Annotated in this window: 26 protein-coding genes; 13 read left to right on the top strand and 13 right to left on the bottom strand. The window is 71.2% G+C overall.

The annotated features are described in order from the left end of the window. The first annotated feature begins 162 nt into the window (after positions 1-162). From AC3IF1_RS07030 to AC3IF1_RS07020, 3 genes are all read left to right on the top strand, one after another. Entirely contained in the window at positions 163-732 is a 570-nt protein-coding gene (locus tag AC3IF1_RS07030) for a tyrosine phosphatase family protein (protein WP_489216796.1), read from the top strand. A 53-nt stretch (positions 733-785) separates the two neighbouring features. Beyond that, positions 786-1,115, top strand: coding sequence for a type II toxin-antitoxin system HicA family toxin (locus AC3IF1_RS07025; protein ID WP_489216793.1), 330 nt, complete (start codon positions 786-788; stop codon positions 1,113-1,115). A gap of 62 nt (positions 1,116-1,177) precedes the next feature. Beyond that, positions 1,178-1,582 (top strand): type II toxin-antitoxin system HicB family antitoxin, encoded by a 405-nt coding sequence (locus AC3IF1_RS07020; RefSeq protein WP_489216792.1) that lies wholly within the window; start codon positions 1,178-1,180, stop codon positions 1,580-1,582. 24 nt (positions 1,583-1,606) lie between these two features. Here the strand turns inward: AC3IF1_RS07020 and AC3IF1_RS07015 are convergent, their stop codons facing one another. The 4 genes from AC3IF1_RS07015 to AC3IF1_RS07000 all read right to left on the bottom strand — a co-directional run bounded on the left by AC3IF1_RS07015 (position 1,607) and on the right by AC3IF1_RS07000 (position 5,488). Next, on the bottom strand, positions 1,607-2,743 hold the full coding sequence (locus AC3IF1_RS07015; protein WP_489216789.1) for a branched-chain amino acid ABC transporter substrate-binding protein: 1,137 nt from the start codon (positions 2,741-2,743) through the stop codon (positions 1,607-1,609). Between the two features lie 151 nt (positions 2,744-2,894). Next, positions 2,895-4,064, bottom strand: a complete 1,170-nt coding sequence (locus AC3IF1_RS07010; protein WP_489216788.1) for a polysaccharide biosynthesis/export family protein — start codon at positions 4,062-4,064, stop codon at positions 2,895-2,897. A gap of 716 nt (positions 4,065-4,780) precedes the next feature. Then, positions 4,781-5,029, bottom strand: a complete 249-nt coding sequence (locus AC3IF1_RS07005) for a Flp family type IVb pilin (protein WP_243968131.1) — start codon at positions 5,027-5,029, stop codon at positions 4,781-4,783. 183 nt (positions 5,030-5,212) lie between these two features. Continuing rightward, positions 5,213-5,488 (bottom strand): DUF3072 domain-containing protein, encoded by a 276-nt coding sequence (locus AC3IF1_RS07000; protein WP_243968132.1) that lies wholly within the window; start codon positions 5,486-5,488, stop codon positions 5,213-5,215. A 176-nt stretch (positions 5,489-5,664) separates the two neighbouring features. On the opposite strand from AC3IF1_RS07000, the gene AC3IF1_RS06995 reads away from it, so the two are divergent. From AC3IF1_RS06995 to AC3IF1_RS06965, 7 genes are all read left to right on the top strand, one after another. After that, positions 5,665-6,237, top strand: a complete 573-nt coding sequence (locus tag AC3IF1_RS06995) for a gluconokinase (protein ID WP_489216785.1) — start codon at positions 5,665-5,667, stop codon at positions 6,235-6,237. 4 nt (positions 6,238-6,241) lie between these two features. Then, a complete protein-coding gene (locus AC3IF1_RS06990; protein WP_489216783.1) occupies positions 6,242-7,075 on the top strand; it encodes a Cof-type HAD-IIB family hydrolase in 834 nt (277 codons plus the stop codon). A 207-nt stretch (positions 7,076-7,282) separates the two neighbouring features. Then, the gene (locus tag AC3IF1_RS06985) at positions 7,283-8,215 is read left to right on the top strand and encodes a lytic transglycosylase domain-containing protein (RefSeq protein ID WP_489216781.1); all 933 of its coding nucleotides are present in this window, start codon (positions 7,283-7,285) and stop codon (positions 8,213-8,215) included. Positions 8,216-8,551: 336 nt separating this feature from the next. Beyond that, positions 8,552-9,436, top strand: a complete 885-nt coding sequence (locus AC3IF1_RS06980) for a helix-turn-helix transcriptional regulator (protein ID WP_243968136.1) — start codon at positions 8,552-8,554, stop codon at positions 9,434-9,436. 199 nt (positions 9,437-9,635) lie between these two features. After that, the gene (cysE, locus tag AC3IF1_RS06975) at positions 9,636-10,487 is read left to right on the top strand and encodes a serine O-acetyltransferase (protein ID WP_489216779.1); all 852 of its coding nucleotides are present in this window, start codon (positions 9,636-9,638) and stop codon (positions 10,485-10,487) included. 191 nt (positions 10,488-10,678) lie between these two features. Continuing rightward, entirely contained in the window at positions 10,679-10,894 is a 216-nt protein-coding gene (locus tag AC3IF1_RS06970; protein WP_091721446.1) for a DUF3126 family protein, read from the top strand. A 141-nt stretch (positions 10,895-11,035) separates the two neighbouring features. Then, the gene (locus tag AC3IF1_RS06965; protein WP_243968139.1) at positions 11,036-11,365 is read left to right on the top strand and encodes a DUF6949 family protein; all 330 of its coding nucleotides are present in this window, start codon (positions 11,036-11,038) and stop codon (positions 11,363-11,365) included. 43 nt (positions 11,366-11,408) lie between these two features. Here the strand turns inward: AC3IF1_RS06965 and AC3IF1_RS06960 are convergent, their stop codons facing one another. Continuing rightward, positions 11,409-12,116, bottom strand: coding sequence for a transglutaminase-like cysteine peptidase (locus tag AC3IF1_RS06960; RefSeq protein WP_489216774.1), 708 nt, complete (start codon positions 12,114-12,116; stop codon positions 11,409-11,411). Between the two features lie 323 nt (positions 12,117-12,439). Between AC3IF1_RS06960 and AC3IF1_RS06955 the strand changes: the two genes are divergently transcribed. After that, positions 12,440-12,697 (top strand): hypothetical protein, encoded by a 258-nt coding sequence (locus AC3IF1_RS06955; protein ID WP_243968143.1) that lies wholly within the window; start codon positions 12,440-12,442, stop codon positions 12,695-12,697. Positions 12,698-12,709: 12 nt separating this feature from the next. Here the strand turns inward: AC3IF1_RS06955 and AC3IF1_RS06950 are convergent, their stop codons facing one another. The 8 genes from AC3IF1_RS06950 to AC3IF1_RS06915 form a co-directional block, all read right to left on the bottom strand. After that, on the bottom strand, positions 12,710-13,342 hold the full coding sequence (locus tag AC3IF1_RS06950; protein ID WP_489216773.1) for a transglutaminase-like cysteine peptidase: 633 nt from the start codon (positions 13,340-13,342) through the stop codon (positions 12,710-12,712). Positions 13,343-13,529: 187 nt separating this feature from the next. Continuing rightward, positions 13,530-13,658 (bottom strand): hypothetical protein, encoded by a 129-nt coding sequence (locus AC3IF1_RS06945; protein ID WP_489216772.1) that lies wholly within the window; start codon positions 13,656-13,658, stop codon positions 13,530-13,532. A 183-nt stretch (positions 13,659-13,841) separates the two neighbouring features. Next, positions 13,842-15,575, bottom strand: coding sequence for an AMP-binding protein (locus AC3IF1_RS06940; RefSeq protein ID WP_489216770.1), 1,734 nt, complete (start codon positions 15,573-15,575; stop codon positions 13,842-13,844). Positions 15,576-15,649: 74 nt separating this feature from the next. After that, complete coding sequence (locus tag AC3IF1_RS06935; RefSeq protein WP_243967332.1) at positions 15,650-16,429, bottom strand: enoyl-CoA hydratase; 780 nt, start codon at positions 16,427-16,429, stop codon at positions 15,650-15,652. Next, positions 16,426-17,319, bottom strand: coding sequence for a 3-hydroxyisobutyrate dehydrogenase (mmsB, locus tag AC3IF1_RS06930; protein ID WP_489216768.1), 894 nt, complete (start codon positions 17,317-17,319; stop codon positions 16,426-16,428). The genes AC3IF1_RS06935 and mmsB overlap by 4 nt, the downstream gene beginning before the upstream one ends. 134 nt (positions 17,320-17,453) lie before the next feature. Next, positions 17,454-18,515, bottom strand: a complete 1,062-nt coding sequence (locus AC3IF1_RS06925; protein ID WP_489216765.1) for an enoyl-CoA hydratase/isomerase family protein — start codon at positions 18,513-18,515, stop codon at positions 17,454-17,456. After that, positions 18,512-19,657: an acyl-CoA dehydrogenase family protein gene (locus tag AC3IF1_RS06920; RefSeq protein ID WP_489216763.1), complete on the bottom strand. Its 1,146-nt coding sequence runs from the start codon at positions 19,655-19,657 to the stop codon at positions 18,512-18,514. The genes AC3IF1_RS06925 and AC3IF1_RS06920 overlap by 4 nt, the downstream gene beginning before the upstream one ends. Before the next feature lie 208 nt (positions 19,658-19,865). Continuing rightward, entirely contained in the window at positions 19,866-21,362 is a 1,497-nt protein-coding gene (locus AC3IF1_RS06915; RefSeq protein WP_489216761.1) for a CoA-acylating methylmalonate-semialdehyde dehydrogenase, read from the bottom strand. Positions 21,363-21,473: 111 nt separating this feature from the next. On the opposite strand from AC3IF1_RS06915, the gene AC3IF1_RS06910 reads away from it, so the two are divergent. Together AC3IF1_RS06910 and AC3IF1_RS06905 are read left to right on the top strand one after the other, a co-directional pair. After that, positions 21,474-22,418, top strand: a complete 945-nt coding sequence (locus AC3IF1_RS06910; RefSeq protein WP_489216759.1) for a LysR family transcriptional regulator — start codon at positions 21,474-21,476, stop codon at positions 22,416-22,418. A 51-nt stretch (positions 22,419-22,469) separates the two neighbouring features. Further along, on the top strand, positions 22,470-23,633 hold the full coding sequence (locus tag AC3IF1_RS06905) for an iron-containing alcohol dehydrogenase (protein WP_489216758.1): 1,164 nt from the start codon (positions 22,470-22,472) through the stop codon (positions 23,631-23,633). The last annotated feature ends 250 nt before the right edge of the window (positions 23,634-23,883 follow it).

Here is a 23,883-nt window from a genome sequence, read left to right as displayed (position 1 = left end):
GGCGGCGGGGGCAGTTCCGTCGCCGCGCGAGACGGCCGGTCCTCCCGGCCGGGGCCGCGTCCCGGATGGTGCCCACCGGCGCCCGGATCGGGACGATCTGTCTCGATGATCCGGGGCTTCGTCCCGGTTCCCATGGCCGGGACGATGCGCTAGGCGCCGGGGATGCGCTCCGAGCCCGCCGTCACCCTGCACACCGTCTGCGGCCTCGAGGAGCTGGCCGGCCACGGCGGGCGTGGCGTCAGCCACGTCCTGTCCCTGCTCGATCCGGGCACGCCGGAGCCGGAGGCCTTCACCGCCTACGGCGCCCATGCCCGGACGACCCTGCACTTCCACGACTGCCTCGGCCCCGGCGATGGCCTGGTGCCGCCGGAGCCCGAGCACGTCGCGGCGATCCTCGCATTCGGGCGGCAGCTCGACGGGCCGGCCCACCTGCTGGTGCACTGCCATTACGGCCTGTCGCGCTCCACCGCGGCCCTCCTGATGCTGTTCGCGCAGGCCGAGCCGGAGACGCCGGCCGAAGCCCTGGTCGAGCGCCTTCATGCCCTGCGCGAGCCGGCCTGGCCCAATGCCCGGATGATCGGATTTGCGGATGCGATGCTCGGCCGGGACGGGCAGCTCAGCGCGGCGGTGCGCCGGCTCCATGCACTTCAGCTGCGGGTGCGGCCGCACCTCGCCGACCTCCTGCGCGGGTTGGGGCGGGGCGCCGAGGTTGATGCGGCGCAGAACGGATAAGCTCTCCGTCTCCAGGCTTTTTACACACGTTTACACACCCGGCTTGCCGGGCGATGTGCGGCGTGGCAGTTTCGACAGGCCGGAAGGCCCACGGCCAGTGGCAGCCCCTCCGCCGTTCGGATCGACGTCCGGCGCACGGAGGTACGGGCAATGGCGCAGACAGCGTTCCATGGATGTCGCGGACGGAACACGATCGCAGAACCCGTCTTGTCATCGCGGCCCTCCGAAGAGACGGGTGGTTCGTCGCTCGGAAGGGGCCTGGCGATCACATCCAGTTCAAGCACCCGAGCAAACCCGGGAGGGTAACGGTCGATATGGGTGCGTCGGAGATACCGACTGGAACCCTGCGTAGCATTTACAGGCAAGCCGGTTGGACATGGTAGGCGGTCGAGTGCGGCGGTTCGCGGCCTCGCAACACTCGGCGGATGGCAATCACGAGGGCACCATGGCTCACATCGTCATGCTGGTGCATCAGGAAGACGGAAGGTTCGGTGCGTCCTTCCCAGACTTTCCGGGTGCAACGACCGTCGCCGGCGACCTCGAAACCTTGTATCGCAAGGCAGCCGAGATGCTCACCTTTCACGTCGCCGGGATGGTGGAGGACAACGAAGCGCTCCCCCACCTGCGCACCCTGGAGGTGTTGCGCAGCGATCCGGCTTTCCGCGACGACAGCGCGGACGCGATGGTCGCGCTCCTCCACGTCGACCTGCCCAGCCGATCCGTGCGGGTCAACATCTCGATGGAAGAGGGCCTGTTACGCCGCATCGACAGCGCCGCCGAGGCGACGGGCGAGAGCCGGTCCGCCTTCCTGGCCCAGGCAGCCAAGGCGCGTCTGTCGGCCGACGCGTGACGTACCGGCCGGGTGCTCGCCGCTTCACTTCCCCGCGGGGGTGAAGCTCCCGTCCTTCCAGACGTAGAGCACGTAGCCCTGGGCGGTGACGTCGCCCTTGGCGTCGAACCCGACCGTGCCCAGCACCAGATCGAACCGCTCCGTGTGAAGCCCCTGGGCGATCGGCCTCGGCTCGACCGAATGGGCGAAATTGCCGGCCGCCACCAGCGCCTGCATGGCCGCGTAGCCGTAGACCGTGGAGCCGGTGGGATCGACGCCCTCGGCCTTGAAGGCCTTCACCACGCCGCCGGCGGCGGGCTGCCGGCTCGGGTCGAGGTAGAAGGTCATCAGCACGCCGTTGCTCGCCGGACCGGCGATCTTGGCGAAGTCCGGCGTGGCGATGGCCGAAGTCCCGAACCATTGCGGGCGGAAGCCGCGGTCGGCCGAGATCTTCACGAGGCGGCCCATCTCGGCGGCATCGCCGCCGTAATAGACCACGTCGATCCCCGCACCCTTCAGGCGGTCCGCGAGGGCGGCATCGTCGCCGTCGGTCGGCGAGAACGACACCGACAGCGCCTCGTTCACGCCGATCCGGTTGAGGTTGTCCTTGGTGGCGGCGGCGAGCGTGCGGGCCGCGGGCGTCTGGTCCTGGATCAGCGCGATCTTGCGGTCCCGGAAGCGCTCGGCCAGCACGGCGGCGGAGAGCCGGGCCTGATCGTCGTCGCGCCCACAGACGCGGAACACGGTCGGCAGACCCCGGTCGGTGAGCCGGGCCGCCACCGAGGCCGCGGTGATCATCACGACGCCGTTCTGGGCATAGATGTCGGAGGCGGCGATCGAGGCGTTCGAGCAGACATGTCCGACGACGAAGCGCACGTTCCCGCGCACGAAGTGGTTGGCCACCGCCGTCGCGGTATTCGAGTCGCAGGCATCGTCCTGCACGTCGAGGGTCACGGGCTGACCGTCGAGGCCGCCCATGGCGTTGGCATCCCGCGCCGCCAACTCGACCCCGCGCAGCACCTGCTCGCCCACCGCCACGTAGGGTCCGGAGCGCGGGACCGCCACGCCGATCACGACGTCGGCCGCCGCCGGCATGGCCGACAGGAGCGCGACACACAGGCTCAGGGAGATCAGCGCGGGCCGGAACGGCCCGCTGGCGGGGACGACGCGTCCGATCTTCATCGGGCTCTTCTAGGCATCCTTGCGCGCGGCAGCCACAGGCGGAGGGCGTACGGCGTCCGCGCCGCATTCCCGCACCGCACCCGAAGGCCATACGCGAGGATGCGGACAAACGCGATTTTTTTCCGCCGTGCGTCCCAGCGTCGTCCCGCCTTTACTTCGCGTAGTAGTAGGCGGTTGCGACGGAGGAGACGGGTCCGGTGACGCCGCTGAAGGCGGAGAGGACCTTGGACAGTTCGGTGAAGGGGGCGTTGGACACGTAGACGAGGTCGCGGTTGCGCATGCGGAACGCCTGGGAGACGAACAGGCTGTTGGGGTCGCGCATGTCGATGCGGTAGACCACGGGCACGAGCGGCGTGGCCAGCAGCTTGGAGCCGGGGTTGAGCCGGCGCACGACGCTGGCGGGCTCGAACCGGAAGATGAAGGTTCCGGCCGGGTCGGCGGCGAAATCCGACAGGCCGCGCGCCTTGGCCAGGGCCTGGGCCAGGGTGATGCCGTCGGCCTGGAACGGCAGCTCGGTGGCCTGGCCGAGCGCGCCCACCGCCAGGAAGGTCTGGGGATCGCGCACCAGGGTGAGCACGTCGTTGGGCCGCAGGTAGATGTTTTCCTTGGGGTTGGACACCACGGTGGTCAGGGGGACGGTGGCGGTGACCGGCCCGCGCGACAGGCGCACGAAGGTCTCCGAGACCGGCGAGCGGTTGCCGCCGGCGGCCGCGATGACGTCGAGGATGCGGTCGCCGTGGCCGGAGAGCGGCAAGCGGGCGCCGGCTGCGCCCTCGCCGGTGACGGTGACGGCCTGGGAGATCGGGCGGGTGACCGAGACCAGCACCTGCGGCTGGATGGCCTTGCCGGCGAGTTCGTTCTCGATCAGGGACTGGACGTCCTGGGGGCGGCGGCCGGCGACCTTGATCCGGCCGGCATAGGGCACCGAGATGGCGCCGTCGCGCCCGACCGGCTGCTCGGGGATGAGGGCGGATTTGGAGCCGGCGGAGAAGCGGTCGGCGACCAGCGGGCCGGAGAACAGGCCGCCGGAGCCGGCCTCCCAGACCGAGACCGAGACCATGTCGCCGATGCCGATGACCGGCTCGGCCGACGACCGGTGGTCGCCGAAGGAGGCGAGCAGGCTGTCCAGCGGCCGTCCGCGCAGGGCCTCGACCACCGCGGGGGTGACGTCGATGATCTCGTAGCGCGCCAGCATCCCGCCATCCGGGGTGGCCACCTCCGCGCCCGCCTGGATCGCGCTCGCCGTCGGACCCGCCGCGGGCAGGTACGTGCAGCCCGACATCGCCGTGACGGCGAGCAGGACGAGGGGAAGTGTTCGCATCCAGATGTTGCCCATCGGTAGTGCAGAGCCCGTGCCTAACCCATGGCGGCCCGGGTGTCCGTAGCGGGTGAGCCACACTCCGCCGGGGACGGCCGAGCTCGCGGTTTCATCCTCGCTAAGCACAGCTTTTTCGGGGCAGACGCCCGGAATCGACCGCGACGGCCTGACCGATCCGGCCCCGCCCGCCCCGGGATGATGGTGCGGTGGCCCGGTTTCCGGACGTCTGCAAGGCCCGGAACCGCCCCCGTCCGGCTCGGCGGCGCGATACGCCCATTTCCGGACAGCGCCTGATCCCCGGCGGTTCGCCAGAAAGAGCGTTCAAGCCCCACGGAGCGCCAGGCCCCTTCCGTGCGGGCCGCCGGCATCATGCGTCGCAGTCGGACACCACCATCATGGGAACAGAAGGTTTTTCCCCTCCCCGCACGGGCTACGGGCGACGCAGGTCAAGGCACGCGGCTCATGACGCAGCGCGACAGCCCTCCTCCCGTGCGGGAGAGGGGACCCGAGTCCCGCCGGTCTGACCGGCGAGCTCGCTGAGCCCTCAAACCTGTGCCGCCCGTAACCGCGAGGGGGAGAAGAGAGTGTCTCGGCCCGCGATGTGTGAATATCTTAGCCTCTGCGGGAGAGAGCGCGCGTCGCGTCGGCTTCGAGGCGGCGATCACCACTCAACGGGGCGCGCCTGGGCGAAGGTCGCGAACGATGCCCGCATGGGGACGCTAATTGGTCTGGCTCACCGCGGTGCTGATCTGGTTGTAGACCCCGCTCATCCGGGTCGCGTAGAGGCGCAGGCTTCCGGCGGCGACTAGGAAGATCAGGGAGCCGATCAGGGCATACTCGATCGCCGTCGAGCCGCGCAGGTCGCGGGCGAACTGCACCATGGCGACGGCGGCCGCACTGGCACGGCCGGACGGGGGCATCGATCGTGCGGCGCGCTGCTCCGCCCCGCGGCAGTTCGGTTCATGCATGATTGAAACCGTCCCCCACCGCGCTCCGCCGCCCCCGAGGCAACGCGGCCGATCTCCGTGTTTACCCGACCCGCTATTGCCGCTGTCTTAAACCAGTCTCCGAAAGCGTATCCCTTCGGCAGGTTACGCCCGATTCCAACCTGGGAGGGCGCGTCCGAAGGATCGGACGCGCCCGGAACCGGATCAGGCGTGGCCCGCCTTGTGCCGGAGATCGTCGATCCGCTTGGAGGCCTCGGCCTTGTCGAGGTCGGGGTCGAACGCCTTCGGCTCCTTCGCCTCCTCCGACAGGGTCTTCAGGTACGAAGCCTGGGCCCCGGTCATCGGCTCGCCGCCGGTGGTCCACTGATCGGGGTCCTTGATCTGGTTCGAGACGTCCTTGGGATCAGTCTTGGGATTCGCATCCGACTTCTCGGCGTGCTGGTCGGTCTTCGAAGCGGACTTCGCGGTGGACTGGGCCATGGTTCTCTGTTCCTGCAATGTTCCAACTTCCCGGGATGAACGCGCGGGTCCCGGGCCGGTTCCGGCCGACCCGCGGACCGCGCGGTTTCGTGCTGCGGCCTTTCCTTCCCCGGCCCCGATCCTATTCATGATCCCCGGCGCCGGGTCGGCGCCTCGGAGCCACGGGGATCCGGACGATGTCCCAGAGGGTGCAGACGCGCGAGACCGGACCGGCGACCGTGGGCGCGCAGGTGCTCGTGGTCATGGGCGTCTCCGGGTCCGGGAAGAGCACCGTCGCGGCGCTGATCGCCGAACGCCTCGGCTGGCTGTTCGTCGACGGCGACAGCTTCCACAGCCCAGAGCACGTCGCGAAGATGCAGGCCGGCCGCGCCCTCGACGATGTGGATCGCGCGCCCTGGCTCGCGCGGATCGCGGTCTGGGTCCGGCAGAGGCTGGAGGCCGGGGAATCGGGGGTGGTGGTGTGTTCGGCCCTGCGCCGGGCCTACCGGGACGTCCTGACAGGCGGAAGCCGGCGGGTGCGCCTCGTCTATCTGGAGGGGGACAGGGCCCTGATCGCCGGGCGCCTCGCCGGGCGCCATGGGCATTTCATGTCACCCCTCCTGCTCGACAGTCAGTTCGCCGCGCTGGAGGTCCCCGGCCGCGACGAGCACCCGATCACCGTCGGCATCGCCGAGCCGCCCGCGGTGATCGCGGAGCGTATCGTGGCGCGGCTCGCGATGGAGACCCGCCCGCGGGCGGACGTGGAGTGAGCCGATGATGATGGGATCCGACAAGGACCAGGGAAAAACCCAAGGGATCGCCCTGGTGATCTCCGACGTCGACGGCACCCTGGTGACCGGTGACAAGCGCCTCACCCCCGCGACCGTCGCGGCCGTGGCGCGGCTGCGCGCGGCCGGCATCGGCTTCAGCATCGCCTCGGCGCGACCGCCGATCGGGCTGCGCGGCCTCGTCGCCGAGCTCGGCCTCGACCTGCCGATGGGGGCGTTCAACGGCGCCAGCGTGGTGCGGCCGGACCTGTCGATCCTCGAGGAGCGGACGATCCCGGAGGCCGCCGCGCGGGCGGCCCTCGACCGGCTCCTGGCGGAGGGGCTCGACGTCTGGGTCTTCGCCGAGGGCGCGTGGTGCCTGCGCGACCCGGACGGCCCCTATACCGACCTGGAGCGCCGCACGATCGGCGCGGAGCCCCGGGTCGTGGCCGATCTCGGCACGCTCATGGGCACGGCGGCCAAGATCGTCGGCGTGAGCCGCGACCCTGTCCATCTGGCGGCGTGCGAGGCGCGGATCGGGACCGCCCTGGCCGGGCGGGCCACCGTCCACCGCTCCCAGGCCTATTACCTCGACGTCACGCCGCCCGATCTCGACAAGGGCCGGTTCGTCGCCTGGATGAGCGCGCATCTCGGCATCCCGCCGGAGCGGATCGCGACCTTCGGCGATGCCGGCAACGATCGTCCGATGTTCGCCAACAGCGGCTTCTCGGTGGCGATGGGCAATGCCGAGGACGCCGTGAAGGCGGCGGCGCACGCCGTCACCGACGGCAACGACGCGGACGGCTTCGCCCACGGCGTCGCGCGCTTCATCCTTCCTTAACGCCCCGTCCCGGACGGTGGCGCCCGCTCGGGACGATGCCGGCGATGGGCCGCAGGTGCCCCCGGCGAATGACGCCGCCTGTGTCCGCCAGAGCACAGGGCGCGCCCGTACCCCGGCCGCCCACAGCTTGCCGAAGCGGGGCCGCTTTCCGGCCTCATTTCCCCGCGACCTAGCTTGACCACAGAGCAAGCAAGACCGGGTCTCGGAATGCATCGCCTTCTCCTGGCCGCCCTCCTTGCGGTCGTGCCGGCCGCCGCCTTCGGGCAGGCGGCGCACGACAACATCGACGCGTTGATCGAGCAGCAGGCCAAGGCGAACGGCGTTCCGGCGAGCTTCGTGCACGCGGTGGTCAAGCGCGAGAGCAACTACAATCCGCACGCCAAGGGCGGCAGCGCCCTGGGCCTCATGCAGATCAAGCACGCGACCGCGCGCAGCCTCGGCTATACCGGCGACGCCGCGGGGCTCCTCGACCCGGCCACCAACCTCCGCTACGGCGTGGCCTATCTGGCGGGCGCCTACCGCACCGCCCAGGGCAATCTCAGCCAGGCCTATCAGTACTACAACCGCGGCTACTATTTCGCGGCCAAGCGGCAGGGCATCTCCACCGAAGTCGCGTCTGTTGTCGCCCCCGTGGCCGCCTCGGCGAGCGCCCTGGCGAGCCTGTTCGGCGGCGGCGTCGCGGATGCGGGCGCCCCGGCCCTGGCCTACGCCCCGACCGTCGCGGCGGTCGCGGCGCCGACCGAGGCGGTCGAGGTGCCGCTGCCCCCGCGCCGTCCCACCGCCCTGACCGGCACGATCCAGTTCGCGAGCCTGTCCGTCGAACCGGCTGCTCTAGCCCCGGCGGAACCGGCGGCGCAGGTCCAGGCCGTCGAGGTGCCGCTCCCGCCGCGCCGGCCCGCCGGCTTCGGCGCCGGGGCCGCCGCGCCGACCGAGATGGCGGAGCTGCGTCTCTCGCCCCCGGCCGAGGCCGTTCCCGGTCCGGCCGCGACGCCGACCGCCGCCTCGGCCCCGGTCGGCGAGACCGTCGAGGTGCCGCTGCCCCCGCGGCGGCCGACCCTTCAGATGCTGGCCGCCGCCGGTCCGCGGCGCGCGCCGGCCGGCGTGGCCCTGCAGGAGGCCACCGCCCTACCGGTCGAGTAGCGCCGCACCCCGCCCCCGCCGGCGCGATCCCGGATCGGGTGCGGAGGCGCTGCGCTGCCCACACAAGGATCATGCTCAAGCCTTGACCATCGCGGCGTTCCGCAACAGATAGACCGCGCCAGCAACGTGGTTGGATCGGTACGGCACGCGCCGCTGCCGGGTCGCAGCGGCCGGATACAGGTCGCGCAAGACAGATCTTTTGGGCAGGAATACGCGGGTCTCCGCGCGCAAGGTCGGGCCGCCTTCGTCCGGGCCGCGGAGCGCGATCGATCTCGAAGCGGTAGACATGCAGGGCACGGACTCTGCTTCCAGGCTGGCAGGAAAGCGGACGGCGCCATGACCGGCGTGGTGGAACAGGAATCTCTCTTTCTCACGGACCTCGGGCGCCGCGTCAGGCACGCGCGCACCGTGCGCGGATTGTCGCGCAAGGTCCTGTCGCAGACCTCGGGCCTCTCCGAGCGCTACATCGCGCAGCTGGAGGGTGGCCAGGGCAACGTGTCGATCATCCTGCTGCGGCGGGTCGCCAACGCCATGGGCGTGCGGCTCGACGACCTGATCACCGGCAACGACGCCCTGCCCGACTGGCCGGTGGTGCGCGACCTCCTCGGCCAGGCGAGCCCGGCGCAGATCGCCGCCGCCAAGCAGGCCCTGTCCGGGGGCAACCGGCCCGAGGCGGGGGATCGTCCGCGCGTGGCCCTGACCGGCCTGCGCGGTGCCGGCAAGTCGACGCTGGGCAAGCTCGCGGCCGAGCGCCTGGGCTGGACCTTCGTCGAGCTCAATGCCGAGATCGAGCGGGAGAATGCCCTCTCGGTGCAGGAGATCTTCGCGATCTACGGCCAGGAGGGATACCGGCGGCTGGAACAGGCGGCCCTGCGCCGCCTCACCGAGCATCCCGGGCCGCTGATCCTGGCGACCAGCGGCGGCATCGTGGCCGAGCCCCTGACCTACGACCTGCTGCTCCAGGCCTTCTACACGATCTGGCTGCGCGCCCGGCCGGAGGAGCATATGAGCCGCGTGCGCGAGCAGGGCCACCTCGCCACGACCGGCGACCACGCCTCGGCCATGCAGGAACTGCGCGCCGTGCTGGCGAGCCGGGAGCCGCTCTACGCCCGCGCGCCCGCCACCGTGGATACCTCCGACATCCCGGTCCAGACGATGCTCGACCGGCTGACCGCGGCCATCGAGGCGCGGTTCGGGCAGACGGTCGCGACGGTCGAGTGATCCGGACCGCCGGTTTTCGATGACAGCCCCGCGGGCGACGCAGCCTCGGGATTGCCCCGGCCCTTGATCGCCGCGGTGCGGCGCACCACGCTAGAGCGTGCGCCACGATTTCGCGTATGGCGCGGCCGCCTGCCCCGCACGGACGGGGTCCGCACGCGCCGCCCGGCCAATTCGGAGTCCCGGACATGAGCATCCGCCCATGAGCGCCAGTCCCGCCCGCAATCCGGGGGCCCGCGACCTCGCAATCCTCGACCCGGTCTGGTCGCGTCTGCGCGCCGAGGCCGAGGAATTGCTGCACACCGAGCCGCAGCTCGCCTCCTTCATCGTGGCGACGGTCCTGAACCACACCACGCTCGAAGGGGCGGTCGCCCACCGGGTCGCGGCCCGCCTGGGGCACCCGTCGCTGCCGGCCGAACTCATCGCCCACGCCTTCCACGAGGCGATCACGGTTGACCCCGCCATCGGACAGGCCTTCCGCGCCGATATCGGCGCGGTGATCGACCGCGATCCCGCGACCCTGCGGGCGCTCGAGCCGATCCTGTATTTCAAGGGCTTCCACGCGCTCCAGGCCTATCGCCTCGCCCACCACGTCTGGAACCGCGGCCGGCGCGACCTCGCCCTCTACATCCAGAGCCGCGTCTCGGAGGTGTTCCAGTGCGACATCCATCCGGCCGCGCGGATCGGGCGGGGCGTGTTCCTCGACCACGCCACAGGGCTCGTGGTCGGCTCGACCGCGGTGATCGAGGACGACGTGTCGATCCTGCACGCCGTGACGCTCGGGGGCACCGGCAAGCAGCGCGGCGACCGGCATCCCAAGATCCGCCGCGGCGTGATGATCGGCGCCGGCGCCAAGATCCTGGGCAACATCGAGGTCGGGGCCTGTGCCCGGGTCGCCGCGGGGTCCGTGGTGCTCCGGCCGGTGCCGGCCAACACCACGGTGGTGGGCGTGCCCGCCCGCGTCGTCGGCACTGCGGGCTGTGACGATCCGGCCCGGGCCATGGATCAGCTGGTCGCGCTCGACCAGTTCATCCATCTGGGCGACGGGATCTGACGGGCGACCGCCGCGCTTGCCGCTCCGCCGAAGCCGTGGCAAGCCCACGGCCCATCCGCGGCGCCAGCGCTGCTGGAGCATCGACCCGGGAGCCGGACCCCGGGCGATGCGGCCGAGCCATGATATCGCATCTTCAACCCCGGATTCCGGCGATCACCGTTCGGGATGATGCGTGAGGGAGACCAGACAGCGTGACCAAAGCCGAGACCGCGAAGCTCCAGGACTACCTGCGCCGCAAGTTCGCCAACAACAACATCCGCCTGACGGCGATGAAGACCGGCGATTCCGCCGAGGTGTTCATCGGCGAGGAGTCGATCGGCGTGATCGCCGACGACAAGGAGGATGGCGACGATTCCTTCGTCTTCCGGATGGCGATCCTGGACATCGACCTCGAGGAGGACGCCTGAGCCGCAACCGCCCCACCCCCCATGCGAGGCGGCCTCTGTCCGCGGCTACCTGTGCATGGGTTAACGCTACCCGCTGGTATTACTTAACAGGCGGTAAACGACGTGACTAAACTGCGCGCAACCTACACAGGAGCGCGAATAATGGTCCTCACGCCCGCCGCCCTCGACTCGATCCGGACGCTGTGCATCGGCCTCGCGCTGTCCGGGCTGATCGCCAGCGCGTTCGAGCTGTTCGCGGCGCGGCGGGCGAGCTTCAGCCTTCTGGAGCGCGGCGGCCTGCCGGCGGTGGCGGCCCTGCCCATGCTGGCCTTCTCGGCGCCGTTCATCATCCTGCGCAACACCGTGCGCGGCCGGCGGATCGAGGGGCGGCCGATCCCGTTCGTGATGCTCGCCACGGTGATCGCCTGCGGCTGGAGCCTGCTCTCGGGCAGGGTCGCCCTCGACCTCGCGGCGATGCTGGTCGGCGCCTGAGCCGCCACGGCATCGCCCTATCCTTCTCCGCTGAGGAGCCGCGCTACGGCTCCGCGGTCGCCACCTGGGCGGTGCCGTCCTTCCCCTCCAGGGAGACCCAGGCCGGGCCGTCCTGGCCGGCGCGCCTGATGAAGCTGTAGCCGGTGCGCCGCCAGGGGCGGATCGCGTCGGTCTTGTTGTCGAGGATGAAGTCGCCCCGATCGGTGCGCACGGTCAGCACCGCGTGGCCCTCGTTGGTCTCGTCGATCACCACGGTCATCAGCAGGACACGCCGCGGCAGGCCGCGCTCCACCAGCATCCGCCGCTTCAGGAGCTGATAGTCCTCGCAATCGCCCGATCCGTCATCGGGGAAGTCCCAACGGTCGACCACGCCCCAATGCGCCTGATCGGTGAGCGGCCGGATGCGGGCATTGACCCGCCGGTTCACGCTCAGCAGCGTTCGCCAGACCGCCACGGTGAGCGGGATCACGGACGGTTCCGATGTGTCGAGGGTGCATTCCTCGGGCACGCGCGCGCAGAAATTGGTCCAGCCCGCGATGGCACGCACGGATCCAGTGGGCTCCGCCGGGGACGCTTTGCCCGGCAGGACGAGGCGCGCATGCGCGTGGGTCGTGGCGCCGCCCAGGGTCAGCAACGTCCCGACCAAGCCGAAGCTCGCGGCTTGGCGCGCCCGGCGCACCGCATCCGTCCAGCCCCGCCATCGCAGGAGCCCGAAGGTCTGGCACGTGAGTCCGCCATCCGCGTGCCGCATGGTCCAAGCCCCCGCCGCCCGATGATGACGGAAAGGTGACACGCCTTTCTGCGGCGCACAATGGGCTCGGAGGGAGACAAAAACGGCCAAACCCCATTGCGGGTTCCGTTTCGCGGCGGTGTTGCATCCGCAGAACTCCGCATCCTCGCATGCAGTGCGGGAATGCCCGATCTGCGCGTCGCCCGAAGCCCTTGCTTCGCGGCCGCTTTGCCGGCTTGTCAAACCGTGCCCCCGCGCTGGATTCGCGGCGGGTCGATCGATCGTAGCAAGGCCCCGGCCAATTCCTCCGGGACGCGGGCCAGAAACAGGACACGGACATCGTGATGCAGCCCGCCATCCAGCAGGTGATCAGAGCGCTCGCCGAGGATGGTCGGGCCGGCGCGATCAACATCGCCGAACACGCGGTCGAGTCCTACCTCGCCGACGCGCCGAGCGCGGGCGACCGGGCCCTGTCCCGGGACATCCTGGTGCGCGACCTCGCCAGCCTCCGGGGCGTCGCCCCCCACCTCGCCGGCTTCATCGGCCGGGTCGAAGCCTACGTCGCGAAGCTCGCGCCCGCCCCGCTCAGCCGCGCGGCCTGAACCGGCCCCCGCTCAGCGGTTCGCGGTCGTGACCGGGGAGGTGACGCCGCCGAGGGAGACCCAGGCGACGGCGTCCTGGCTCTCGCGCTTGATGAACACATAGCCGGTCTTGTGCCAGGGCAGGATCGCGCTGGTCTTGTTGTCGAGCACGAGGTCGCCCCGGTCGGTGATCAGCGTGAGCACGGCGTGGCCCTCGCCCTTCTCGTCGATCACCACGGTCATGCGCATCGCCCGGCGCGGCAGGCCGGCCTCGGCCAGCAGGTGGCGCTTGAGCAGCTGGAAATCCTCGCAGTCGCCGATGCCGTCCTCGGCCAGGTCCCAGCGGTCGGCCACGTGCAGGTGATCCTGGTCGGTCATCGGCTCGACCGCCTTGTTGACCCGCCGGTTCACCGACACGATCGTCGCCCAGGTCGACGCCGTCAGGCTGATCCGCGCCGGCTCGCTCCGGTCCACCGCGCACTCCGCCCCGTAACTCTGGCAGAACGTCACCCACGCCGCGATCGGCTTGGCATCGCCGAGCACCTGGGCGCCTACCTCCAAGGGCAAACTCGCCAGCGTCTGGGCTTCGGCGGTCGCCGCGAGGCCGAGCAGAACCAGCGCCCCGGCGAGGGTCACCCGAACCGTCCTGAGAAGCCCCGCAGCCATCGAACCCGTCCCCGTTGTCGAGGCCAGGATTGCGCCGCAGAGCCTCCGCGGCGCTGAAGCGGTTGCGCGCAATTTTATCGATTCGCCGACGGCACCCGGCTCTCGCCCGACACCGTCGACGGGCGGCTTGAGAAGCGCCGCGAATGCGCCGCATCGGGTTTGGAGGGTGTAAACCTTGACCGTTCGATCAGGTCCCGGGACGCTTCACGAAGGCCGCTCCGGCCCCGAAGAACGCGGCGCCGGCAGCCATCCCGGCAAGGCCTATCTGCCAGGGCGCGAGCGCACGGTCCCGCTCCAGCGTCGCCGCCGCGGCCATCCCCGCATCTTCGGTTCGGCGACGAACGTCTGTGACGCGTCCATCGCGCGGAACGCCCGCGTGAGCGGCCCGGCGCGATCGAGCGAGTCCGGCGTTGACGTCTCGGCCATCACCCCTGATTCTCGCGCGTCCCGGTCGGCATGATCTGCGATCTTCCCGGCACGCCGGCCAGGGATGCGCCCCTCACCCTGCGGTCTGGTCGAGCTTGCGCTCCGCCTCGCCCTTCAGCTCCGGGAAATCCGCCTGGGTGTATGCCCGGCCCCGGTGCGGGTCCTCGGTCACGCCGTCATGCTCCAGGCGGCGCAGTTGCACCCGTCGGATCTTGCCCGAGATGGTCTTGGGCAGGTCGGTGACGAATTCGAGCCCGCGCAGGCGCTTGAAGGTGGCGAGCCGCGCGTTGGTGAAGCGGAAGATGTCGAGCGCCGTCTCCGGCCCGGGCGAGGCCCCCGCCACGAGGGAGACGTAGGCCTTCGGGATGGTGTGGCGCATCGGGTCCGGGATCGGAACCACCGCGGCTTCCGCCACCGCCGGGTGCTCGAGCAGCACGCTCTCCAGCTCGAACGGGCTGATCCGGTAGCCCGAGGACTTGAACACGTCGTCGGCCCGGCCGACGAAGGTGTAGCAGCCCGCCTGGTCTACAAAGGCGACGTCGCCGGTCCGGTAGAGGCTGCCATCCGCCCCCGTGAGGTGGCCCTGGCCGTCGTCGTAGCCCTGCATCAGGCCGGCGGGGCGGTGCGGGCCGAGGTCCAGGCAGACCTCGCCCTCGGCGGCCGGCTCCCCGTCGGCGTCCAGCACGCGCACCCGGTAGCCCGGCAGGGGTCGTCCGAGGGCGCCCGGCACCACCGGCTGGCCCGGGCTGTTGGCCATCAGGGCCGTGGTCTCGGTCTGGCCGTAGCCGTCGCGGATCGTGAGGCCCCAGGCGCTCCGCACGCGCTCGATCACCTCCGGATTCAGCGGCTCGCCCGCCGCGCAGACCTCGCGGAGCGCGAGTTGCTTCCCGGTGAGGTCCTCCTGGATGATCATCCGCCAGACGGTCGGCGGGGCGCAGAGGGTGGTGGCGCCGGTGCGCTCCAGCTGCGTCAGCAGGGCGGCGGCGTTGAACGGCGCCTGATTGATCACCAGGATGGTCGCGCCGGCATTCCAGGGGGCGAAGAACGACGACCACGCGTGTTTGGCCCAGCCCGGCGAGGAGACGTTGCAATGCACGTCCCCCGGCTGGAGCCCGAGCCAGTACATGGTCGAGAGCGCCCCGACCGGATAGGACCGGTGGCTGTGGCGCACCAGCTTCGGCTTCGCCGTGGTGCCGGAGGTGAAGTAGAGGAGCAGCGGATCGTCGGCCCCGGTGGGCGCGTCGGGCGCGAAGGTCTCGGACGCGCCGTGGGCGTCGTCATAGCCGCCCCAGGCCCCCGTCGCGGGCCCGGTGACGAGGCGGATCGCGTCACCCGTGTCGAGGCCCGCGAACCGCGCGACCTGCTCCGGCCCGGCCACGATCGCCCGGGGGCGGCCACGGGCGAGCCGGTCGGCGAGTTCGTCCGCGGTGAGCAAAGTCGTCGCCGGGATGACCACCGCGCCGAGCTTCATCGCCGCCAGCATGGTCTCCCACAGGGCCGGAACGTTGCCGAGCAGCAGGAGCAGGGGGTCGCCGCGCTTCAGGCCGAGCCCGCGCAGATGGTTGGCGACACGGTTGGACCGCGCCGCGAGTTCGCCGAAGGTGAAGCGCTGCTCCACGCCGCTCCCGGCCTCGACGATCCGGAGCGCGTCGCGGTCGCGGCTCTCAGGGCCGGCGAGTTCGGCGTCGAACCAGTCGAGCGCCCAGTTGAACGGCACCGGATCCGGCCAGGCGAAGGCCGAGACTGCGGCGGCATAATCGGTGCGGTGGGCCAGCAAAAGATCGCGGGCCTCCCGGAAGCTGGGCATGGTCGTTCCCCCGTCGAAGTCTTGTTCGATCTGTCAGCCTTTCCCCCGCCCGCCCCGAAGCGGCAAGGCCACGGTCAGATATTCTCGAACCGGGGCGGCCGCTTCTCCACGAAGGCGGCCATGCCCTCCTTCTGGTCCCGGGTGGCGAACATGGCATGGAACACCCGCCGCTCGAAGCGGAGGCCCTCCGCGAGCGTGGTCTCGTAGGCGCGGTTGACCGCCTCCTTGGTCATCATGGCGATCGGCAGCGACATCGACGCGATGGTCTCGGCCGCCGTCATCGCCTCGTCGAGGAGCCGGTCGGCCGGGATCACCCGGGAGACGAGGCCCGAACGCTCGGCCTCGGCGGCGTCCATCATCCGGCCGGTCAGGCACATCTCCATGGCCTTGGCCTTGCCGACGAACCGGGTCAGCCGCTGGCTGCCGCCGATTCCCGGCATGACCCCGAGCTTGATCTCCGGCTGGCCGAACTGCGCCGTGTCGGCCGCCAGGATGATGTCGCACATCATGGCGAGCTCGCAGCCGCCGCCGAGGGCGTAGCCCGCCACCGCGGCGAGGATCGGCTTGCGCACGGCGGTGAACCGCTCCCAGTCGCCGAACCGGTCGCCCGCGTACATCTCGGCGTAGGTGGCGTGCTGCATCTCCTTGATGTCGGCGCCGGCCGCGAAGGCCTTGGCCGAGCCGGTGAGGACGAGGCAGCCGATCCCCGGATCGGCATCCGCCGCGGTCGCCGCGCGGATCACCTCGGCGGTGAGCTGGGCGTTGATGGCGTTGAGCGCCTTGGGGCGGTTGAGGGTGATCAGCAGCACCCGTCCGCGCCGCTCCGTCAGGATCGTCTCGTAGGACTCGGTCACGACTCACCTCCCTGTCCGCGCAGCATATGGATGATCGCGGAAAAGTCCTCGCCGCCGTGGCCGAGACCCTCGAACAGCCCATAGATCTGGGCGGCTTCGGCGCCGAGCGGCGTCGCCGCCCCGGAGGCGAGGGCGGCGGCCTGGGCGAGCCGGAGGTCCTTGAGCATCAGCGCGGCGGCGAAGCCCGGCTTGTAGCCGCTGTTGGCCGGCGAGGTCGGCACCGGGCCCGGCACCGGGCAATAGGTGGTCAGCGACCAGCACTGGCCCGAGGAGACCGAGGCCACGTCGTAGAGCGCCTGGTGCGACAGGCCGAGTTTCTCGCCCAGGGCGAAGGCCTCGCTGACGCCGATCATCGAGATGCCGAGGATCATGTTGTTGCAGATCTTGGCCGCCTGCCCGGCGCCGGCGGCGCCGCAATGGAACACGTTCTTGCCCATCGCCTTCAGAAGCGGCTCGGCCTTGGCGAAGGCCGCCGCGGCGCCCCCGGCCATGAAGGTCAGGGTCCCGGCCTTGGCGCCGCCGGTCCCGCCGGAGACCGGCGCGTCCACCGACAGGCAGCCGCGGGCCTCGGCGAGGCCATGGGCCTTGCGCGAGCTCTCGACATCCACCGTGGAGGAATCGATCAGCAGGGTGCCGGCGGGCAGGGAATCGGCGAGCTGCGTCCAGACCTCGACCACGTGCCGCCCGGCGGGCAGCATGGTGATCACGGCGTCCGCGCCCTCGGCCGCCTCCAGGGCCGAGCCGGCGACCGCGATCCCCTCGGCCCGCGCCGCCTCGAGGGAGGCCGGCGCCAGGTCGAACCCGCGGACCCTGTGCCCCGCCTTCACGAGGTTGGCCGCCATGGGCCCGCCCATGTTGCCGAGACCGATGAACCCGATGGTCTGTGCCATCCCGTCCTCCCTGCGTTGTTGATGGCCGTTCCCACCCGCGCCCTCATCCTGAAAGCGGACCGGATCCCCCATGCGCCCTCCCTCCCCCCTCTGCGGGGGAGGGAGGGCGCGGTTGGGAAACGAGCGGCGCGTCATCACACCGACCCCGTCCGCGACCCCGGAAAAACCGGCTCCGCCCGCGTCTCCAGCCACCGGGCGATCCGGTCGGGATCGACCGCGTCGAGGCTCGCGGGGTTCCAGCGGGGGGTCTTGTCCTTGTCGATCACTGCCGCGCGGATCCCCTCGCGGAAATCGCCCTCCGCCAGGACCGCCAATGAGGCGTGGAACTCGCGCTCCAGGCAGGCCTCTAGGTTCGGGGCGCCGCGGCCGAGGCGCAGCAGGCGCAGCGTCAGGACGAGGCTCGACGGCGCCTTGGTCAGCAGGGTCTTCCAGGTCGCCGCCGCGAAGTCCGCGCCATCCGCCGCCAGGGCCGATAGAATCTCGTCCACGCTGTCGAAGGCGAAGCAGCGGTCGATCACCGCCCGGTGGGCCGCGAGCGGCGCCGGGCCCAGATCCCGGGCGAGGCGCGCGATCACGTCCCGCACGCCCGCGTGCCCGGCATTGGGCCGCAGCGCGGACAGCGCGTCGATCAGGTCGGGGAGCGCCGGCGTGGGCACCATCGCGTCGGCGAACCCACACGGAATCGCGTCGGCGGCCCCGACCGGCGCGCCGGTCAAGCCGAGATAGGTGCCGAGTTCGCCCGGCGCCCGGGGCAGCAGCCAGGTGCCGCCGACATCCGGCAGGTAGCCGATGCCGGTCTCCGGCATGGCGACCCGGGAGCGCTCGGTGACGACCCGGTGGGCGGCGTGTCCCGCGAGGCCGACGCCGCCGCCCATGGTGATGCCGTCCATCACGGCCACGAACGGTTTTTCGTAAGCCGCGATGCGGGCGTCGAGGCGGTACTCGTCCCGCCAGAACGCTTCCGCGAAGGCGGTGCCGGGGTTGTCGTACAGGCTGCGCAGGTCGCCACCCGCGCAGAGGCCGCGCTCGCCCTCCCCGGTCAGCAGCACCGCAGCGAGGCCGGGATCGGCGGAGAACTGGTTCAGGGCGGCGTCGATCGCGAGGACCATGCCGTGGGTGAGCGCGTTGAGCGCCTTCGGCCGGTCGAGGCGCAGGCGCCCGAGCGCGCCGACCCGCTCGACGATCACGTCACTCATCGCCGTCCCCCGGTCAGCGCGCGGGCGATGATCACCCGCATGATCTCGTTGGTGCCTTCGAGGATCTGGTGCACGCGCAGGTCCCGGACGATCTTTTCCACCCCGTATTCGGCGAGGTAGCCGTAGCCGCCGTGGAGCTGGAGCGCCTGGTTGGCAACCTCGAAGGCGGCATCCGTCACATGGCGCTTGGCCATGGCGCAGAGCTGCGTCGCCGCGGGATCCTTGGCGTCGAGCGCGGAGGCCGCGTGGCGCAGGAAGGTGCGCGACACCTCCAGGCTGGTCGCCATGTCGGCGAGCCGGAACTGCAGCGCCTGGAAGTCCGTGAGCTTCGCCCCGAAGGCCCGGCGGTCGCCCATATAGGCGAGCGCCTTGTCGAGGGCCGCCTGCGCGCCGCCTAGGGAACAGGCGGCGATGTTGAGGCGCCCGCCGTCGAGTCCGCTCATGGCGATGCGGAACCCCTGGCCCTCCGCGCCGAGGCGGTTGGCCACCGGCACCCGGCAGCCGTCGAAGCGCACCGCGCGGGTCGGCTGGGCGTTCCAGCCCATTTTCCGTTCTTCCGCGCCGAAGGACAGGCCCGGCGTGCCCTTCTCGACGACCAGCGCCGAGATGCCCGCGGGTCCGGCCTCGCCGGTGCGGACCATGCAGACGTAGAGGTCGCTGACGCCGGCGCCGGAGATGAACTGCTTCTCGCCGGTGAGCACGTAATGGTCGCCGTCCCGCGCGGCGCGGGTGCGGAGCGCGGCCGCATCGGAGCCGGAGCCCGGCTCGGTGAGGCAGTAGCTGGCGATCGTCTCCATGCCCATCAGGGATGGAAGCCAGCGCCGGCGCTGGGTGTCGTCGCCGTAGGCGTCGATCATCCAGGCGCACATGTTGTGGATCGACAGGAACGCGGCGACCGTCGGGCAGCCGGTGCTGAGCGCCTCGAAGATCAGGGTGGCGTCGAGGCGCGAGAGGCCGGAGCCGCCGACATCCTCACGGATGTAGATGCCCGCCATGCCGAGGGCAGCCGCCGCCCGCAGGGTCTCGACCGGAAAGGTCTTGTCCCGGTCCCAGTCGAGGGCGTGCGGCGCGATGTGCTCGGCCGCGAAGCCCTGCGCCATCTCGCGGATCGCGGTCCGGTCCTCGTCGAGCCCGAAACTCATGGGCGTGGCTCCAACAGGTCACACGGGCAATCCCTCCCCCCCTCTGCGGGGGAGGGTGGCCCCCGAGGGGGGTCGGGAGAGGGGAACCCGGCTTCAGGATGGGGCGGAGCGGACGTGAAGGCCAGCGCCCCGTCCTGCACCGTCGCTCCCCTCTCCCGCCCCGCATCCGCAGGGCACCCTCCCCCGCAGAGGGGGGAGGGTCTTTCGCCTACCGCATCGTCGGGATGGAGAACTCCGCCCCGCTCTTGATGCCGCTCGGCCAGCGCTGCGTCACCGTCTTGGTCTTGGTGTAGAACCGGATCGAGTCCGGCCCGTGCTGGTTCAGGTCACCGAAGCCCGAGCGCTTCCAGCCGCCGAAGGTGTGGTAGGCGATCGGGACCGGGATCGGCACGTTCACGCCGACCATGCCGACGTTGACCCGGGCCGTGAAGTCCCGGGCCGCGTCGCCGTCCTGGGTGAAGATCGCGACGCCGTTGCCGTACTGATGGGTCGAGGGCAACGCCAGCGCCTCCTCGTAATCCCTGGCCCGCACCACCGAGAGGACGGGGCCGAAGATCTCCTCCTTGTAGATCGTCATGTCGGGGGTCACGCGGTCGAACAGCGAGCCGCCCATGTAGAAGCCGTTCTCGTAGCCCTGGAGCTTGAAGCCGCGGCCATCGACGGCGAGTTCGGCGCCCTCGGCCACGCCCTTGTCGATGTAGCCCACGACCTTCTGCACCGCCTCCGCGGTGACCAGCGGGCCGTAATCGGCCGAGCCGTCGTGCGACGGGCCGATCTTGAGCGACTCGACCCGCGGGATCAGCCGCTCCATCAGGCGGTCGGCGGTCTTCTCGCCCACCGGCACCGCCACCGAGATTGCCATGCAGCGCTCGCCGGCCGAGCCGTAGCCGGCGCCGATCAGCGCGTCGACCGCCTGGCCCATGTCGGCGTCCGGCATGATGATCATGTGGTTCTTGGCACCGCCGAAGCACTGGGCGCGCTTCCCCGTCTGGGCGGAGCGCACGTAGATGTATTCGGCGATGTGCGAGGAGCCGACGAAGCCCACCGCCTTGATGTCCGCGTCATCCAGGATGGCGTCGACGGCTTCCTTGTCGCCGTTGACGACGTTGAGGATGCCCGGCGGCAAGCCCGCCTCCAGAAAGATCTCGGCGATGCGGAGCGGCACGCTCGGGTCGCGCTCGGACGGCTTGAGGATGAAGGCGTTGCCGCAGGCGATGGCGGGGGCGCATTTCCACAGGGGAATCATCGCCGGGAAGTTGAACGGCGTGATGCCGGCGACCACGCCCAGCGGCTGGCGCAGGGAATAGACATCGATCCCGGGCCCCGCGCCCTCCGTGTACTCGCCCTTGAGCAGGTGCGGGATGCCGCAGGCGAACTCCACCACCTCGACGCCGCGCTGGATGTCGCCCTTGGCGTCCGGCACGGTCTTGCCGTGCTCGGAGGCGAGCAGCTCGGCGAGCGAATCGTGCTCCGCGCGCATCAGCTCCAGGAAGCGCATCATTACCCGGGCGCGCTTCTGCGGGTTGGTGGCGGCCCAGGCGGGCTGCGCCGCCGCCGCGTTCTCCACCGCGGCGCGCAGCTCGGCCTTGCTGGCGAGCGCCACCTGGGCCTGAACCTCGCCGGTCGAGGGATGGAATACGTCCGCGAACCGCCCGCTCTCGCCGGCGACGGTCCGGCCGCCGATGAAATGCCCAATCGTGCGCATGCGCGCCTCCCTGTGGGGTTTGATTTTGCGGCACCCTATCAGGATCGCTTGAGCGATAAAGCCGGATGCGCTTACAGCCGCTGTGCATCGATGCACAGCCGGAGTGCGGCCATGGCCAGGGCGGGGCCCAACTGGGACGACCTGCGCTTCTTCCTGGCGGTGGCGCGGACCGGGACCCTGAGCGGCGCGGGGGCGCGCACCGGCACCGAGCACACCACGGTCGGCCGCCGGATCCGCGCCCTGGAAGAGGGGCTGGGCGCCCGCCTGTTCCACCGGAGCAACCTCGGCTACGCGCTCACCGAGGACGGGGCCAGCCTGCTCGGCGTCGCCGAGGCCATGGAGAGCGCCTTCCTGTCGGCGAGTGCCGCGACGGAGGCGGCCCAGACGGTCTCCGGCACGGTGCGGATCGGCGCGCCGGATGGGTTCGGCAGCGTCTTCCTCGCCCCCCGGATGCACCGGCTGACGGCGCGCCATCCGGGGTTGGAGGTCGAGATCATGGCGACCGCCCGGATCTTCAGCCTGTCCAAGCGCGAGGCCGACATCGTGATCGGCCTGTCCGGCCCGCAGCAGGCCCGGGTGGTGGCGCGCCGGCTCACCGATTATCGGCTGTTCGTCTACGCGGCCGAAGCCTACCGCGCCACGGCGGCGCCGATCGCCGCGGTCGCGGATCTCTCGGACCATCCCTTCGTCGGCTATATCGAGGACATGCTGTTTGCCCGCGAGCTGAACTACCTCGGCGCCCTGGGGCCCGCGGTGACGGCGCGCCTGCGCTCCACCAACCTCCTGGCCCAGGTCCACGCGACGCTCGGCGGCGCCGGCCTCTGCGTGCTGCCGGCCTTCATCGCGGCGGCCCATCCCGGGCTGGTGCCGGTGTTGCCCGGGGCGGTCTCGCTGACGCGCTCGTTCCACATGCACATCCACGAGGATCACCGGAAGGCGGCCCATATCCGCGCCGTGGCGGGCTTCATCGCCGCCGAGGTCGAGGCCGCGGGGGCGCTGTTCGCCGGGACGTCCGTGTCAGCGGCGGCGGTTTCGCCCGATCCTGCGGCGCCCTAAGATCGGCCGCCCCGGCAGGCCAGGACACGCGCCGGGTGGGAGGAGCAAAACATGGTCGCCTCGATCGCCCTGCCCCGGCTGATGCGCGTCGGCGCCGGCGCCTCGCGGCTCCTGCCCGAGGTGCTCGGCCAGCTCGGCCTGTCGCGGCCCTTCGTGGTCACCGACCCCTACCTCGCCGGCAGCGGCCGCGTGGAGGCGCTGCTCGAACGGCTGGCCAGCGCCGGCACAAGGGCGACGGTGTTCGCCGACACGGTGCCCGATCCGACGGTCGCCTCCGTGGCGGCGGCGCTCGCCGCCCTGCAGGCGGGGGATTTCGACTGCGTGGTCGGGTTCGGCGGCGGCAGCCCGATGGACACCGCCAAAGCGGTGGCGGTGCTCGCCCGCCACGGCGGCCACATGCGCGACTACAAGGCGCCCCGCCAGCAGGACGAGCCCGGCCTGCCGATCGTGGCGATCCCGACCACCGCCGGCACCGGCTCCGAGGCGACCCGCTTCACCATCGTCACCGACGAGGCCTCGGATGAGAAGATGCTCTGCATCGGGCTCGCCTACCTGCCGGTGGCGGCGCTCGTCGATTACGAGCTGACGCTGACCAAGCCCAAGCGGCTGACCGCCGATACCGGGATCGACGCGCTGACCCACGCCATCGAGGCCTACGTCTCGCGCAAGTCGAACCTGTTCTCGGACGGGCTGGCGCTCCAGGCGATGCGGCTGATCGCGCCGAACCTGCGCCGGGTCTGGACCGATCCCGGCGACCGGGCGGCGCGCGAGGCGATGATGCTCGGGGCCACCCAGGCCGGCATCGCCTTCTCGAACGCGTCCGTGGCCCTGGTCCACGGCATGAGCCGGCCGATCGGCGCGCATTTCCACGTGGCGCACGGGCTCTCGAACGCCATGCTGCTGCCGGCGGTCACGGCCTTCTCGGCGCCGGCCGCCGTCGACCGCTACGCCGCCTGCGCCCGGGCCATCGGGATCGCCGGCCCGGAGAGCGACGACCGGTCAGCGGTGTCGGCCCTGGTGACGGAACTCGAGGCGCTCAACGACGACCTCGACGTGCCGGGCCCCCGGGAATACGGGATCGATCCGGCCCGCTGGGAGGCGCTGCTCCCGACCATGGCGGCCCAGGCACTGGCCTCCGGCTCTCCCGCCAACAACCCGGTGGAGCCCAGCGCCGACGAGATCGTGGCGCTGTATCGGCGGGTCTGGGCAGGGTGAGCGTGACAGGGCGCAACCGCGCGTCTTTCCCTCCCCCCTTTGCGGGGGAGGGTGGCCCCCGAAGGGGGTCGGGAGAGGGGAGCGACGGTGCAAGACGAAGCTCTGTGCTGTGTGAAGGTCGCGCCCTTTCCTGAAGCCGCGCTCCCCTCTCCCGACCCCTGCTGACGCAGGGGCCACCCTCCCCCGCAGAGGGGGGAGGGTGGGCGCGGTGTCCTCGGATCCGAATTGTCCCGAGACCAAGCCCCGTCGG

Source organism: Methylobacterium sp. E-012, from assembly GCF_057836545.1.
The sequence above is the reverse complement of the archived record's forward strand: the minus strand, read 5'-3'. Positions and strand labels throughout refer to the sequence as shown.

Bases quoted from the DNA above. Each gene is read 5' to 3' on its own strand.
- AC3IF1_RS07030 (WP_489216796.1), top strand. From the start codon at position 163: ATGCGCTCCGAGCCCGCCGTCACCCTGCACACCGTCTGCGGCCTCGAG.
- AC3IF1_RS07025 (WP_489216793.1), top strand. From the start codon at position 786: ATGTGCGGCGTGGCAGTTTCGACAGGCCGGAAGGCCCACGGCCAGTGG.
- AC3IF1_RS07020 (WP_489216792.1), top strand. From the start codon at position 1,178: ATGGCTCACATCGTCATGCTGGTGCATCAGGAAGACGGAAGGTTCGGT.
- AC3IF1_RS07015 (WP_489216789.1), bottom strand. From the start codon at position 2,743: ATGAAGATCGGACGCGTCGTCCCCGCCAGCGGGCCGTTCCGGCCCGCG.
- AC3IF1_RS07010 (WP_489216788.1), bottom strand. From the start codon at position 4,064: ATGCGAACACTTCCCCTCGTCCTGCTCGCCGTCACGGCGATGTCGGGC.
- AC3IF1_RS07005 (WP_243968131.1), bottom strand. From the start codon at position 5,029: ATGCATGAACCGAACTGCCGCGGGGCGGAGCAGCGCGCCGCACGATCG.
- AC3IF1_RS07000 (WP_243968132.1), bottom strand. From the start codon at position 5,488: ATGGCCCAGTCCACCGCGAAGTCCGCTTCGAAGACCGACCAGCACGCC.
- AC3IF1_RS06995 (WP_489216785.1), top strand. From the start codon at position 5,665: ATGTCCCAGAGGGTGCAGACGCGCGAGACCGGACCGGCGACCGTGGGC.
- AC3IF1_RS06990 (WP_489216783.1), top strand. From the start codon at position 6,242: ATGATGATGGGATCCGACAAGGACCAGGGAAAAACCCAAGGGATCGCC.
- AC3IF1_RS06985 (WP_489216781.1), top strand. From the start codon at position 7,283: ATGCATCGCCTTCTCCTGGCCGCCCTCCTTGCGGTCGTGCCGGCCGCC.
- AC3IF1_RS06980 (WP_243968136.1), top strand. From the start codon at position 8,552: ATGACCGGCGTGGTGGAACAGGAATCTCTCTTTCTCACGGACCTCGGG.
- cysE (WP_489216779.1), top strand. From the start codon at position 9,636: ATGAGCGCCAGTCCCGCCCGCAATCCGGGGGCCCGCGACCTCGCAATC.
- AC3IF1_RS06965 (WP_243968139.1), top strand. From the start codon at position 11,036: ATGGTCCTCACGCCCGCCGCCCTCGACTCGATCCGGACGCTGTGCATC.
- AC3IF1_RS06960 (WP_489216774.1), bottom strand. From the start codon at position 12,116: ATGCGGCACGCGGATGGCGGACTCACGTGCCAGACCTTCGGGCTCCTG.
- AC3IF1_RS06955 (WP_243968143.1), top strand. From the start codon at position 12,440: ATGCAGCCCGCCATCCAGCAGGTGATCAGAGCGCTCGCCGAGGATGGT.
- AC3IF1_RS06950 (WP_489216773.1), bottom strand. From the start codon at position 13,342: ATGGCTGCGGGGCTTCTCAGGACGGTTCGGGTGACCCTCGCCGGGGCG.
- AC3IF1_RS06945 (WP_489216772.1), bottom strand. From the start codon at position 13,658: ATGGCCGCGGCGGCGACGCTGGAGCGGGACCGTGCGCTCGCGCCCTGG.
- AC3IF1_RS06940 (WP_489216770.1), bottom strand. From the start codon at position 15,575: ATGCCCAGCTTCCGGGAGGCCCGCGATCTTTTGCTGGCCCACCGCACC.
- mmsB (WP_489216768.1), bottom strand. From the start codon at position 17,319: ATGGCACAGACCATCGGGTTCATCGGTCTCGGCAACATGGGCGGGCCC.
- AC3IF1_RS06925 (WP_489216765.1), bottom strand. From the start codon at position 18,515: ATGAGTGACGTGATCGTCGAGCGGGTCGGCGCGCTCGGGCGCCTGCGC.
- AC3IF1_RS06920 (WP_489216763.1), bottom strand. From the start codon at position 19,657: ATGAGTTTCGGGCTCGACGAGGACCGGACCGCGATCCGCGAGATGGCG.
- AC3IF1_RS06915 (WP_489216761.1), bottom strand. From the start codon at position 21,362: ATGCGCACGATTGGGCATTTCATCGGCGGCCGGACCGTCGCCGGCGAG.
- AC3IF1_RS06910 (WP_489216759.1), top strand. From the start codon at position 21,474: ATGGCCAGGGCGGGGCCCAACTGGGACGACCTGCGCTTCTTCCTGGCG.
- AC3IF1_RS06905 (WP_489216758.1), top strand. From the start codon at position 22,470: ATGGTCGCCTCGATCGCCCTGCCCCGGCTGATGCGCGTCGGCGCCGGC.